7 protein-coding genes are annotated in these 14,019 nt (G+C 75.1%); 1 reads left to right on the forward strand and 6 read right to left on the reverse strand.

Features of this window, described 5'->3' with window-relative positions; translation table 11 throughout:
* Positions 1–74: 74 nt before the first annotated feature.
* The 3 genes from E4198_RS07630 to E4198_RS07640 form a co-directional block, all read right to left on the reverse strand.
* Positions 75–3,539 (reverse strand): ATP-dependent DNA helicase, encoded by a 3,465-nt coding sequence (locus E4198_RS07630; RefSeq protein WP_136182507.1) that lies wholly within the window; start codon positions 3,537–3,539, stop codon positions 75–77.
* 69 nt (positions 3,540–3,608) lie between these two features.
* Positions 3,609–7,118 carry an ATP-dependent DNA helicase gene (locus tag E4198_RS07635; RefSeq protein ID WP_136185241.1) on the reverse strand — a complete coding sequence of 1,170 codons (3,510 nt, stop codon included), beginning with the start codon at positions 7,116–7,118 and terminating at the stop codon, positions 3,609–3,611.
* A 360-nt stretch (positions 7,119–7,478) separates the two neighbouring features.
* Positions 7,479–7,856, reverse strand: a complete 378-nt coding sequence (locus E4198_RS07640) for an MGMT family protein (RefSeq protein WP_136185242.1) — start codon at positions 7,854–7,856, stop codon at positions 7,479–7,481.
* Between the two features lie 254 nt (positions 7,857–8,110).
* Between E4198_RS07640 and E4198_RS07645 the strand changes: the two genes are divergently transcribed.
* Positions 8,111–10,885 (forward strand): lysylphosphatidylglycerol synthase domain-containing protein, encoded by a 2,775-nt coding sequence (locus E4198_RS07645; RefSeq protein WP_136182508.1) that lies wholly within the window; start codon positions 8,111–8,113, stop codon positions 10,883–10,885.
* Between the two features lie 88 nt (positions 10,886–10,973).
* Here E4198_RS07645 and moeZ read toward each other — a convergent pair whose 3' ends face one another.
* The 3 genes from moeZ to E4198_RS07660 form a co-directional block, all read right to left on the reverse strand.
* A complete protein-coding gene (gene moeZ / locus E4198_RS07650; RefSeq protein WP_136182509.1) occupies positions 10,974–12,152 on the reverse strand; it encodes an adenylyltransferase/sulfurtransferase MoeZ in 1,179 nt (392 codons plus the stop codon).
* Between the two features lie 96 nt (positions 12,153–12,248).
* The gene (locus tag E4198_RS07655; RefSeq protein WP_136182510.1) at positions 12,249–13,004 is read right to left on the reverse strand and encodes a spherulation-specific family 4 protein; all 756 of its coding nucleotides are present in this window, start codon (positions 13,002–13,004) and stop codon (positions 12,249–12,251) included.
* A complete protein-coding gene (locus tag E4198_RS07660) occupies positions 12,992–13,915 on the reverse strand; it encodes an NAD-dependent epimerase/dehydratase family protein (RefSeq protein ID WP_136182511.1) in 924 nt (307 codons plus the stop codon). Before E4198_RS07660 ends, E4198_RS07655 begins: the two co-directional genes overlap by 13 nt.
* Between the last annotated feature and the right edge of the window lie 104 nt (positions 13,916–14,019).

A 14,019-nucleotide genomic window follows, 5' to 3' on the forward strand; every position in this document is an offset into this window, starting at 1 on the left:
CGCCGCCGGGGTGCCGCCGGGGTGTCCCGGCGGGCTCCCGGGGCAGGGAGCCGCGGACGGCGGGCGCCCGGGGTTCACGGCAGGAGCAGCCGCTCCAGCGCCGCGCGGTCGGGAAGGTCCGGCGGCCGCACGACACGGCCCGAGCGCACGTAGAGGAACGCCGCCGTCACCGCCTCCGGCGGGACGCCGCACTGCTCGGCCCACGCCACCCGGTACACCGCGAGCTGCAGCGGGTCCGCGTCCTGACGGCGTCCCGTCTTCCAGTCGACGATCTCGTACGCCGGGCCGCCGTCCGGCCCGGCGCCGTCCTCCCGGTAGACGGCGTCGATCCGGCCCCGCACCGTGCGCCCCGCGAGGGCGAGCTGGAACGGCGCCTCGACCCGGTACGGCGTCCGGTGCGCGTACGCGGTGCGAGCGAAGGCCGCCTTCAGCGCGGCGAGATCCCGTTCGTCCTCGATGCCCGCCGCTTCGTCGGCGCCGGGCAGCTCGTCCGGGCCGAGCATCGGCAGCGTCAGCTCCTCGAAGCGGGACTCCACCCAGGCGTGGAAGCGGGTGCCCCGGCGGGCCGCGGCCGGCTGGGGCGGGCGGGGCATGGGGCGGGCCAGTTCGCGGGCGAACCCGTCGGGGTCGGCGGCCAGCCGCAGCAGCTGGGAGGCGGACAGCGACCCGGGCAGCGGAACGTCGTGCACGGTGGCGCGGGAGCGGCGCAGTTCACCCTCCAGCGCGTCGAGGTCGCGGTCCCACCCCTCCACCAGCCGTGCGTCCTCGGGCGCAAGCCCGGCGGGGGCCTCCCCGTCCCCGTCGCGCGGGCCGGGCAGGGCGGTGGCCGGCGGCACCGCGTCGGCGTCGCCCCCGCCGGGGGCCTCCCCGCGGTCGCCGCGGTCGCCGCCATGGGCTTCACCGCGTGCCGCGCCGTCACCGTGCAGGTGGGCCAGCACGCGCGCGGCGGCGGTCCGGCGGCGGCGCAGTGCGACCGGGTCGAGCGGGAGCGGCCAGGCCGCGTCGTCGCCGTCGCCGGACAGGGCGGGGTTCTCCGCGCCGTGTTCCGGTGCGTCGGCCCACGCCTCGACCTCGCCGTACGCCGGGCCGGCCGCACAGTGGTCGCGCAGCGCCTCCAGGAAGGCGGACGGCCCGCGCGGGCGCTTCTGGGTCGGCCCCCACCAGTGCCCGGAGCCCAGCAGCAGCGATCGGGGGCGGGTGAAGGTGACGTAGCCGAGCCGCAGCTCCTCGGTGGCCTGGTGGTCGCGCTGCCGGAGGTCGTACGCCTTGAGGGCCTTGGCGTTCCACCCCTCGACGCGGGGCAGGGTGTCGGCGTCGCCGCGCAGGTCGTGCGGCAGGACGCCGGGGCGGGTGAGCCAGGACTCGCGGGGCTGAGTGCTGGGGAACTGCTTGGCCACCAGGCCGGGTACGGCGACCACGTCCCATTCCAGGCCCTTGGACTTGTGCGCGGTGAGCACCTTCACGGTGTTCTCCCCACCGGGCAGCGAACCGTCCAGGCCCTTCTCGTACTGGGTGGCCGTGCGCAGGAATCCGAGGAAGGCGAGCAGCGTGGTCTCGCCGTCGAGCGAGGCGAACCCGGCGGCGATGTCCAGGAAGGCGCCGAGGGTCTCGCGGCGGCGGGCGGCCAGTGCGTGCGGGGAGGCGGAGAGTTCGACCTCCAGCCCGGTGACGGCGAGGACGCGGTGCAGCACGTCCATCAGCGGGTCGCCCAGGGACCGGCGCAGGTCACGGATCTCGGCGGCCAGCCGGGCGAAGCGTACGCGGGCCTCGGCGGAGAAGGGGAGTTCGTCGTCGGCGTCGCCCTCGAGGAAGGTGTCCAGCGCGTCCGCGAGGGAGGTCACCTCGGCCGGGTCGACGCCCTCCACGGCAGCCGCGAGGCGCAGGTCCGCGTCGTCGCCGGCCGCCGCGTCGTCCCGCCGGACCAGCAGCCGGGCACGCCGGCCCAGCAGCGCCAGGTCCCGCGGGCCGATGCGCCAGCGGGGCCCGCTCAGCAGCCGCACCAGGGGTGCGTTGGCCGTCGGGTCCTGGAGCACCTCGCACACGGCGACCAGGTCGGCGACCTCCGGCAGGTGGACGAGCCCGGAGAGGCCGACGACCTCGACCGGCACGTCCCGCTCCACCAGGGCGCCCTGGACGGCGGCGAAGTCGCCGCCGGTGCGGCACAGGACGGCGATCTCGCCGGGCGGGGTGCCGGTGCGCACCAGGTGCGCGAGAGAGTCGGCGAGCCAGTCGATCTCCTCGGCGTGCGTGGCGTGCAGGGCGCAGCACACGAGGCCGTCGTGTTCGGCACCGGGCGCGGGGCGCAGCGCCTCGACGCCTTCGTGCTGCTCCCGCAGCGGCGCGGCGAGCGCATTGGCGAGGCGGAGCAGGCGACCGCCGCTGCGGCGGTTCTCGCTCAGCGCGAACCGGGGGGCGGGCGTGCCGTCCCAGAGGGGGAAGTGGCGCGGGAAGTCGTCCAGGTTGGCGACGGACGCGCCACGCCATCCGTAGATGGCCTGGCAGGGGTCGCCGACGGCGGTCACCGGGTGGCCGGCGCCAGAGCCAGAGCCCGACCCCGTGCCAGAGCCCGTTCCCGTGCCCGTGCCCGTTCCCGTGCCCGTGCCCGTGCCCGTTCCCGTTCCCGTGCCCGTGCCCGCGCCCGCGCCCGCGCCCGCGCCGAACAGTCCGGCGAGCAGGATGCGCTGGGCGACGGAGGTGTCCTGGTACTCGTCGAGGAGGACGACCCGGCATGCGTCGCGCAGGATGCGGCCGACCTCCGGGACGTCGCGGGCCAGGGCGGCGGAGAGCGCGATCTGGTCGCCGAAGTCCAGCAGGTCGCGGTCACGCTTCCGGGCCCGGTACTCCTCGACCAGGCCGAGGAGTTCGGCACGGCCGATCGCGGTCTCGGGGACGCGCCGCAGGTCCTTGTTGGTGAGCTCGGTGGCGGCGAGCTCGGCGCGCAGCCGGGCGTCGTACGCGCGCAGGCGAGCGGGCGGCACCAGATGTTCGGACAGTTCGGCGTCGAGGGACAGCAGGTCCTGCACGTGGGTGCTGAGGCTGTTGCGCAGCCCTTCGAAGGGGCCGCTCGCGGCGGCGAGCACACGGGCGGCGAGCTGGAAGCGGGTCGCGTCGGCGAGCAGCCGGGCGCCGGGCTCGACGCCGAGGCGGAGGCCGTGGTCCTTGAGGAGCCTCCCGGCGAACGCGTGGTAGGTGAGGATCTGCGGTTCGCCGGGCGGGTCCTCGTCCGCCGCCTGCGCGGGGGCGGGATCGGGGTCGGTGACCCCGGCCCGCACGAGGGCGGCGCGCACGCGTTCGGCGAGTTCTCCGGCGGCCTTGTTGGTGAAGGTCAGCCCGAGCACCTGCTCGGGTGCGACCTGACCGGTGCCCACCAGCCACACGACGCGTGCGGCCATCACGGTGGTCTTCCCCGACCCGGCGCCCGCGACGATGACCTGCGGCGCGAGCGGCGCAGTGATGCAGCGGAGCTGTTCGGGGGTGAACGGGATGCCGAGCAGCGCCTTGAGCTGTCCGGGGTCGGTGAGCGGAGGTGGTGCGGGCACGTTGCAAGACGGTATCCGCCGGGTCCGACAACGGGCCGCGGTGGGGCACCGCGCCGCGCCCACCGGTCCTCACTCGACGACGTGGCGCCCTTCGGGCTGCGCCGAACACGCGGACCGGAACGCGCAGTTGCCGCAGTGCGCGCCCGTCGACGGCGCGAAGCGCTCGTCCAGGACGCGGCCCGCGGCCTCCGCCAGCAGCTCGCCGACCCATTCCCCGTCCGGCGGTTCCTGCCGCTGCACGGCCGGCAGCGCGTCGCCGCCGTCACGCCGTGTCGCACCGATCCGCAGGTGCACCAGTTCACCCCCGCCCGGCTCGGCGCCGTCCGCGTGCAGCGCGAGCTGGTAGACGGCGAGCTGCGGGTGCCGTTCGACGTCGGCGCCGCTGGGCTTGGCCTTCCCGGTCTTGAAGTCGACGACGTACGCCCGCCCCTGCGCGTCCCGTTCGACGCGGTCCATGCTGCCGCGGATACGGATCTCGTGCGCCCCGGCGTCCAGCGTGACGTCGAAAGTCCGCTCGCTGCCGAGCACTTCGCGTCCGGCTTCCTGGCCCGAGACGTGCCAGCGCAGGAACCGCTCCAGCGCGGCACGGGCGTTGTCCTTCTCCTGGCGGGACTTCCACGGCGCGTCGAAGGCAAGCCCGTCCCACACGCTCTCCAGACGTTCCATCAGCGTCGCCAGGTCGGCCGGGGTGCCGCCGGAGGCGACCTCGTCGGCGAGGACGTGCACCACGTTGCCGAAGCCCTGCGCGGTGCTCGCCGGGGCGTCCGCCTTCACCTCGCGGCCCAGGAACCACTGGAGGGAGCAGGTGCGCGCGAGCTGGTCCAGGGCGCTGCCGGACAGCGCCACCGGCTGGTCGCGGTCGCGCAGCGGCACCTCGGCACGGGTCGGCTCGTACAGCCCCCACCAGCGGTGCGGGTGCGCGGCGGGCACGAGGGAATGGCCCTCGTCGTCCCGCAGGGCTGCGAGCCGTGCCAGGCGCCGGGCGGCGGCCTCGCGGAGCGCGGGGGACGCGTCCGGGTCGACGGTCGTCGCACGCAGCTCGGCGACCAGCGCGGGCACGGACAGCGGACGGCGCGGGCGGCCGGCCACCGCACGCGGCTCGACGCCGAGTTCGGCGAGGAAACGGGACGGCTGGTCGCCGTCCTCGGCCTGCGCACGGACGGCGGTGACGACGAGGCGTTCGCGCGCGCGGGTCGCCGCCACATAGAACAGCCGCCGCTCCTCGGACAGCAACGCGCCCGGCGGCAGCGGCTCGGCGAGACCGTCCCGGCCGATGCGGTCGGCCTCCAGCAGCGACCCGCGCCGCCGCAGGTCGGGCCACAGGCCCTCCTGCACGCCCGCCACCACCACGGTGTGCCACTCCAGGCCCTTGGCGCGGTGCGCGGTCATCAGACGCACGGCGTCCGGGCGGGACACGCGGGCGGTGAGGGTGTCGGCGGCGATGTCCTGGGCGTCGATCTCCTCCAGGAAGTTGAGCGCGCCGCGGCCGCCGATGCGTTCCTCGGCGCGGGCCGCGGCGGCGAACAGGGCGCACACGGCGTCCAGGTCGCGGTCGGCGTTCCGCCCGGCGGGACCGCCGCGCAGGGCCGCGCGTTCCAGCCGGTCGGGCCAGGGGGTGCCGTTCCACAGCTCCCACAGGGCCTCCTCGGCGGTGCCGCCGCCGGCGAGGAGTTCCCGGGCCTTGCGCAGCAGCAGCCCGAGGCGCTGGGCACCGCGCGCGTACGCGGTGTCGTGGGCGACGAGGCGTTCGGGTTCGGCGAGGGCCTCGGCGAGCAGGGTGTCGGACGGGCGCGGCACGGCACGGCCCGCCGCACGTTCCTCGTCCCGCAGGGCCCGGCCCAGTCGCCGCAGGTCGGCGGCGTCCATGCCACCCAGCGGCGACGCGAGGAGCGTCAGCGCGGTCTCCACGTCCCACCCGGCGAGCGTCTCCGGCGCGGCGGGGTCCGCCGCGGCCGGTGCGGTGTTCTCGTCCCCGCCCGGTGCGGCGTCAATCGACACCTGGGCCGTGCCGGGGTCAGCCTGATCCAGCCCGGGTACGGTCCCGGCCGGGGGCGGCGCGGCGGCGGGACCGTCGGCGCCGGGGGCACCCGCGGACGACACGGGCGCCGCTGCCGTGGGCATGGGCGCGCCCGGACCCGGCCCGACGCCCGGACGGGTCGGAGGCAACGGCCCCGAGCCCTCCCCCGCCTCCTGCGGGGCGTCGGCACCGCGCCCCGCAGGGGGGCGCGCGCCGTCGGTCACGGCCTGTGCGGCCGCGCGCAGGGCGGTGAGGAGCGGGGCGACGGCGGGTTCCTGGCGGAGGGGAACGTCGTCGCCGTCCGTCTCGACGGGGACGCCCGCCGAGGTGAGGACGCGCCGCACGACGGGCAGGGTGCGCCCGCCCGCGCGGACCAGGACGGCCATCTCGCCCCACGGCACGCCGTCCTCGAGGTGGGCACGGCGCAGCAGGTCGGCCACGGTGTCGAGTTCCGCACCGGGCGTGGGGCAGGTGAGCACCTGCACGCGTCCGTCCTCCCGGGCTTCGCCCTGGCAGCGGCCCGTGTCGCGGCCCGGCTGCAGCGCCCGGTGGGCGCGCACGGCGTCCGCGGGGAGGCGGTGCAGTGGCATGCGGCGGGCGAGTTCCCGCGTCGCGGCCAGCAGGCGCGCGCCGGAGCGTCGCGAGGTGCCGAGCACCCGCACGGGCGCCGGTGCACCGCCGGGCTGCGGGAAGGTCGCCGGGAAGTCGAGGATGCCGCCGACGTCCGCCCCCCGGAAGGCGTAGATGGACTGGTCCGGGTCGCCGAAGGCGACCAGCGTCGGCGCGCCGAGCGCGCGCAGCAGCCGCACCTGGGAGGGGTCGGTGTCCTGGTACTCGTCGACGTACACCGCGTCGTAGCGGGCGCGCAGCTGCGCCGCGACATGGTCGCGCTCGGCCAGCAGCACGGCCCGGTGGACGAGTTCGGCGTAGTCGAGGACGCCCTGCATGTCGAGCACGTCCAGGTATTCGGCGAGGAAGGCGGAGGCGGCGCCCCAGTCGGGGCGGCCGGTGCGGCGGGCGAACGTGCCCAGCGCCTCCGGTGCGAGGCCGATTTCCCGGCTGCGGGCGAGGACGGCCCGCACCTCGTCGGCGAAGCCCCGGGTGGTCAGGCAGGCGCGCAGTTCGTCGGGCCAGGCCGTGCGGCCGCGTCCCTCCGCTTCGAGGTCGAGCTGCCCGGCGAGGAGTTCGCGGATGTAGAGGTCCTGTTCGGGGCCGGACAGCAGCCGCAGCGGCTCCGCGAACAGGTCGGCGTCCTGGTACGCCCGCACCAGCGCGTAGCAGTAGGAGTGGAAGGTGGTGGCCTGCGGGGCACCCGTGCCGCCGAGGCGCGCGGTCATCCGGTCGCGCAGCTCCATGGCGGCCTTGCGGCTGAAGGTGAGCACGAGGAGGCGTTCCGGGTCGGCGCCGCGGCGCACGCGCTCGGCGACCGCCTCGACCAGCGTCGTGGTCTTGCCGGTGCCGGGTCCGGCCAGCACCAGCAGCGGACCGGTGGGGTGGTCAACCACGGCGCGCTGCCGTGCGTCCAAGGCAGGGACGTCGGCGGGCACCGGCGGCGTGCGCAGCAGCCGGTAGGGGCCGGCCGCCGCCGGAGCGGACGGCGCGTACCGGTGCGACGCGGACGACGGAAGGGAGGTGCTCACGTGGATCGCCTTGCGGAGGGTGGCTGGGCCGGCGGGGGCTACGAAGAGCCGACGATACGCGGTGGGCACACGCCGTGCGGGGCTCCCCGTCGGCCCGGGGTGCGCCGCGGACGCGGCGCGCACCGTGGGTCGCCGGGCCCGCTCCCCGGCCCGGCCCTCCGTCCTCCCCCGCCGTGCCGCGCGCCGGGGATGCCTCGCCCGGGGCCGCCGGACGGGCCCGGCGTCGTACCGGACCGTCCCGTCCGGCTCAGGGACCTCACCCGGCGGGCGAGGGCGCGCGGATCAGGGGGCATCGGGGTCGTATGCCCGGCGCGCCGCAGGCGCACCGCGGGCACGGCGCATGTCGAGGCGGAGGCCGTGGTCGCCGGACGAGCGGCCGGCCTTCCGCAGCGGGGTGCCCTCCTCCCGGTAGTGGCCGAGGGCGCGCAGCTCGGAGCCGGGCAGCGGCCTGCCGTCCGCGCGGACGACGCGCCACCAGGGGACGGCCCCGCCGTAGAGCGCCATCACCCGGCCGACCTGACGCGGTCCGCCCTCGCCCAGCCACTCCGCGACGTCGCCGTACGTCATCACCCGGCCGGGCGGAATGCGCTCGGTCACGTCGAGCACACGCTCCGCGTAGTCCGGCAGCTCCGGCGGTTCGCTCACTGGCATGCGAGCCATGGTGCCGTACGGCACCGACAGCTCACCGAGCGCAGTGTTACGCATCTCGCGCCCCACGAATACGCCTTCATACCCCCGGGCACCATTCCGACGTGTCACCATCTTCGTCCGGGCGGTAACAAGTGATGCGAGACCAGGACGAGACGGCGGCCTACATGCGACGGGGGAACTGGCTTCGGGCGGAGCCACCGAGAGCCCAGCCACCGGAACGGCCGGCGCCCCTCGCCGACGGTTCTTCGCAGGACGGCGCACAGATGCGGGACGAGCACGGCAGCCCCGACGGCGCACCGGGCGACGGCGGCGGCCAGCATGGCGGCGGACGCGACGAGGACCGCCGCGACGCCGCCGCGCGCCCGGATCGCGAGCCGCACGACGACACCGGAACGACCCGGGCCCCGCAGGGCGGTGCCGCGTCCGCTGAGGGCGCCGGGCCGGCCGACGCGGCGCAGCGGGACAGCGGCATCGACGAGGACGTGCCACTGCTGCCCGCCCGCGTGCACCGCCCCTCCGACCTGCTGCGCCTGGGCCTGGGCGTGCTGGGCATCGTCGCGGTGCTGACGATCGCCGCGTTCGCGCACGGCACGACCAGTGGCCTGGAGAGCGACGTCGAGAAGGGCACCCAGCAGGCGCCGGCGCTGCTCATCAGCGTGACCGGGCTGGCGGCGAGCGTCGCGGTGCTGCTGGTGCCGGTGGCCTTCGCCATCGAGCGGCTGATCAAGCGGGACGGCCTGCGGATCGCGGACGGCGTGCTGGCGGCCGTGTTGGCGCACGGTGTGTCGCTGGCCACCGACCTGTGGGTGACCCAGGCGGCACCGGGTTCCGTCGAGGACGCCCTCACCAAGCAACTCGGCGACGGCGTCGTCAGCACGCCGGTGCACAGCTACCTCGCCCCGGTGATCGCCTACATGACGGCCGTGGGCATGGCGCGGCGCCCGCGGTGGCGGGTGCTGCTGTGGGCGGTGCTGCTGCTGGACGCCTTCGCGGTGCTGATCGCGGGCTACTCCACCCCGTTCTCCCTCGCGGTCACCGTGCTCGTCGGCTGGAGCGTCGCCTACGGCACCCTGTACGCCGTCGGCTCCCCGAACGTCCGCCCGACCGCCCAGACGCTGCTCGCCGGCCTGCGCCGGGTCGGGTTCCGGCCGGAGGGAGCGGTGGGGATCGAGGAACCCGCCCCCGAGGGCGAGCACCCGGACCACGAGCGCGGCCGCCGCTACCGCGTGCGGCTGGAGGACGGCTCGTCCCTCGACGTCACCGTCGTGGACCGCGAGCAGCAGGCGCACGGCTACTTCTACCGGGTGTGGCGCCGCCTGGCGCTGCGCGGCCTCACCCAGCCGCGCAGCACGCAGTCGCTCCGGCAGGCGCTGGAGCAGGAGGCGCTCATCGCCTACGCCGCCATCGCGGCGGGGGCGAACGCGCCGCGGCTGATCGCCACGTCCGAGCTGGGCCCCGACGCGGTGATGCTGGTCTACGAGCACATCGACGGTCGCAGCATCGAGGCGTTGCCCGACGAGGAGGTCGACGACGGCCTGATGCGGGCGACCTGGCGGCAGGTGCAGGCGCTCCAGTCGCGGCGCATCGCGCACCGGCGGCTGATCGGCGAGTCGCTGCTGCTGGATCGTTCCGGCGCGGTGTTCCTCACCGACCTGCGAGGGGGCGAGATCGCCGCCGGAGACCTGGTGCTGCGCATGGACGTGGCCCAGCTGCTGACGACGTTCGGCCTGCGGGTCGGGGCGGAACGTTCGGTCGCCGCAGCGGTGGCCGTACTCGGGCCGGACGTGGTCGCGGACAGCCTGCCGCTGCTCCAGCCGATCGCGCTGAGCCGCAGCACCCGCACCACCCTGCGCCGGCTCGCGAAGGAACGCGCGCAGCGGGAGCGGGAGGCGGTGCTGGAGGCCTCCCGGCTGCGCAAGGAGGCGCGGGAGGCCGCCGAGGAGACGTACTCGATCGCGCACGACCGCAAGGCGCTGAAGGCGGAGAAGAACGCCGAGAAGAAGGCGCTGGACGAGGCCCTGGAGGAGGCGCGCGAGGAGGACCTGCTGGCGCAGATCCGCAGTCACGTGCTGCTGATCCGGCCGCAGGCTCCGGTGGAGCCGGCCCGGCTGGAGCGGATCAGACCGCGCACGTTGATCAGCTTCATCGCCGGTGCGCTCGCCGCGTACTTCCTCTTCAGCCAGCTCAGCCATGTGGAGATCGGCCAGGCCGTGGCCGGCGCCGACTACAGCTGGGTCGCTATCGCGCTGGGCTTCTCCGCACTGACCTACCTGGCGGCGGCGATCGCGCTGCTCGGCTTCGTACCGGAGAAGGTGCCGTTCCCGCGCACCGTGCTGGCGCAGATCGCCGGATCGTTCGTGAAGCTGGTGGCACCGGCGGCGATCGGCGGCGTGGCCCTGAACACCCGGTTCCTCCAGAAGGCGGGCGTACGGCCGGGCCACGCGGTGGCCAGCGTGGGCGCCTCGCAGCTGTTCGGCCTGGGCGCGAACATCCTGCTGCTGCTCGCCTTCGGCTACCTGACCGGCACCGAGCACACGCCGACGCTGTCGCCGTCCCGCGCGGTGATCGCCGGACTGCTCGCCGCGGCCGTGCTGGTGCTGATCGTCACCGCGATCCCGGGACTGCGGAAGTTCGTCTCGGAGCGGCTGCGGTCGCTGTTCGCCGGGGTGGTGCCGCGCATGCTGGACGTGGTGCAGCGGCCGAAGCTGCTGCTCACCGGGGTGGGCGGCACGCTGCTGCTGCCGTTCGCGTTCCTGATGTGCCTGGATGCGTCGCTGCGCGCGTTCGGCTACGACGACATGAGTTACGCGACGCTCGCCGTGGTCTTCCTGGCGGGCAACGCGCTGGGCTCGGCGGCACCGACTCCGGGCGGTCTGGGGGCGGTCGAGGCCGCGCTGATCGCGGGGCTCATCACCTTCGGCGTGCCGAAGGAGATCGCGACGCCGGCGGTCCTGCTGTTCCGTCTGATGACGTTCTGGCTGCCGGTGCTGCCGGGCTGGCTGTCCTTCACCCAGCTCACCCGCAAGGGCGCGCTGTAGCGGCGGGCCGGACAGGCGAACGCCGGGCGGCCCGCGTAGGGGGTCCGCCCGGCGCCGTTCTACTGCGCGGCCGATCTGCCGGTGCCGGTCAGTAGACGGGCTTGTCCGGCTCGATCTGGTTGACCCAGCCGATGACGCCGCCGCCGACGTGCACGGCGTCGGAGAAACCGGCGCTCTGCAGCACGGCCAGGACCTCCGCGGAGCGCACACCCGTCTTGCAGTGCAGGACGATCCGCTTGTCCTGCGGCATCTCGCCGAGCGCGTTGCCCATCAGGAACTCGTTCTTCGGGATCAGCTTGGCGCCGGGGATGGAGACGATCTCGTACTCGTTCGGCTCGCGGACGTCGATGATCTCGAGGTTCTCCCCGTCGTCGATCCACTCCTTGAGCTGCTTCGGGGTGATCGTCGCACCAGCGGCGGCCTGCTGGGCCTCGTCGGAGACGGCGCCGCAGAACGCCTCGTAGTCGATCAGTTCGGTGACCGTCGCGTTCGGGCCGCAGACGGCGCAGTCCGGGTCCTTGCGGACCTTGACCTGGCGGTAGGTCATCTCCAGGGCGTCGTAGATCATCAGCCGGCCGACCAGCGGGTCGCCGATACCGGCGAGCAGCTTGATGGCCTCGTTGACCTGGATGGAGCCGATCGACGCGCACAGCACGCCGAGCACGCCGCCCTCGGCGCAGCTGGGCACCATGCCCGGCGGCGGGGGCTCGGGGTAGAGGCAGCGGTAGCACGGGCCGTGCGCGCTCCAGAACACCGACGCCTGGCCGTCGAAGCGGTAGATCGAGCCCCACACGTACGGCTTGTTCAGCAGCACGCAGGCGTCGTTGACCAGGTAGCGGGTGGCGAAGTTGTCCGTGCCGTCCACGATCAGGTCGTAGTCGGCGAAGATCTCCTTGACGTTCGAGGAGTCCAGGCGCTCCTCGTGGATGTTCACCTTGGTGTGCGGGTTGATGCCCAGCACGGTGTCCTTGGCGGACTCGGCCTTGGGACGGCCGATGTCGGCCTGGCTGTGGATGATCTGGCGCTGCAGGTTCGACTCGTCGACCTCGTCGAACTCGACGATGCCGAGCGTGCCGACGCCCGCCGCGGCGAGGTACATCAGCGCGGGCGAGCCCAGGCCGCCCGCACCGACGCACAGGACCCGGGCGTTCTTGAGCCGCTTCTGACCTTCCATCCCGACGTCCGGGATGATCAGATGACGGGAGTACCGGCGGACCTCGTCGACGGTGAGCTCGGCAGCCGGCTCGACCAGTGGTGGCAGCGACACGAAGACCTCAGCAAAGGTGGTCGGTGGATGGTGACCGCCCGGGCGCCGGGCGCCGGACGGACGTTCGTTCCTCCCGTAACACTGCCACGCGCTGTCTCATTCCGAGACACCCGTACCGAGGCGCGAGACGATCTCGTCCCAGTAGCCGGGCAGCGACTCCCAGGGGCTGACGCCGCCACCGGTGCCGCGGTCGGTGAAGTAGACGGTGCCTGCGCCCTGCCAGCGGGCGATGCGCAGCGCCTCCTCCAGATGCGTGCCAGGCACGCCGTGCACCAGGTGGCAGAAGCGCTCCGGCGGATGGTCCGCCGTCCACTCCGCGACCTGCGACCAGCGGTAGTCCGGCCAGCCGCCCTCGAAGGTGACGAGCTGGTCCGCGAGCTTGGCGTACCCGGGGTAGGGGTGCGTGCCGTGGCCGAGGACCAGGAGCCCGCCGTCGCTGAGGGCCCGCAGCGTGCGGGTGGTGCGGCGGGTCTCGTGCAGATGGGCGGGGTCGGACGGGCAGCGCGCGAGGTAGAAGCCGCTGACGCCGTACCAGTCCAGGAAGCGGCGCGCGTCCGCGACCAGCTCGGCGAACGGCCGGAACCCCTGCCGCAGCTCCAGGTGGCCGAGCACCGGCGTGCCGGCCTCACGCAGCCGTGCCGCCGCGGCCAGGCAGTACGGGTCCGGGCGGGCGCCGGGTCCGCGGCCCACGTTCAGCACCGCCCAGTGCAGCGGCGGCGCCTCGGCACGGGCCGGCTCCCGCCACTCGCGCGGCGCCAGCATCGGATGGGCCCAGCCGGGCGCGGCGAGGCCGATGCGGGCCGCCGGGGCCCCGGTCGCGGCGGGCACTCCCGGAGTGGTCAGATGCGGCATGCCGCCTCCATCCAGATGTCGGCGAGCGACTCCTCCAGCCCGATGCGGGGCCGCCAGCCGAGCCGGTCGCGGGCCGTGCGGACGTCGGCCTGCTGCCACAGCCCGCAGCCGTCGGGATAGGGGAAGGCGGCCGGCGCGCCGTTCGGGCCGGGCACCGTCGGTTCCAGGTCGTGCACGGCGCCGGCGTAGCCGGCGACCCGCGCCAGCACGGACACGGCGTCCCGCATCCGCACCGCGCGCCCCGTGCCGATGTTGACCACGCCCTGTGCAGCGGACAGCGAGGCGGCGTGCACGGCACGGGCCACGTCCCGGACGTCGACGAAGTCGCGCTGCACGGCCAGACCGGGCAGCTTGAGCTCGCTGTCGCCCTGCTGCAGGGCGCGGCGCATGCCCTCGGCGAGCCGCCCGAGCGGCGAACCGGCCGGCGTGCCCGGCCCGGCCGGGGAGAACACCCGCAACACCACGGCGTCCAGGCCGGAGCCCAGCACCAGCTCGGTGGCGGCCAGCTTGCTCACCCCGTACGGGCCGCCGGGGCGCGGCAGCGCGTCCTCGCCCGTGGAGCTGCCGGGCTGTGCCGGGCCGTACTCGGCGGCGCAGCCGATGTGCACCAGCCGGGCACTGCAACTGCTGCGGCGCAGCGCCTCGCACACGGTGGCGGCGCCGACGGTGTTGTGCCGGGTCAGCTCCCGTGCGCCGCCACGCACGGCGCCGGCGCAGTTGATGACGACGCCGGGGTGGACGGCGTCGAGGAAGCGGGTGAGCGCTCCCGGGCTTCCGGAGGACAGGTCGAAGCGCACGTCCGCTTCGTCGCCCCGGCCCAGCGCCGTCAGCTGCACGGCGGGGTCCGCGAGCAGCCGGTCGGCGACGTAGCGCCCGAGGTAGCCGTGCGCACCGATCAGCAGCACTCTCATCGTGCGGCCTCCTCGTGGCGGGTCGTTCCGGGGGACTCGGATGCGGTCATCGGTGGTGCTCCTGTCGGTGTCGTGCACGTGCGTGCGCAGTGGGGTGGTCGGGA

Origin of the sequence: Streptomyces sp. RKND-216, assembly GCF_004795255.1 — a bacterium.
Classification (GTDB): Bacteria; Actinomycetota; Actinomycetes; order Streptomycetales; family Streptomycetaceae; genus Streptomyces; species Streptomyces hazeniae.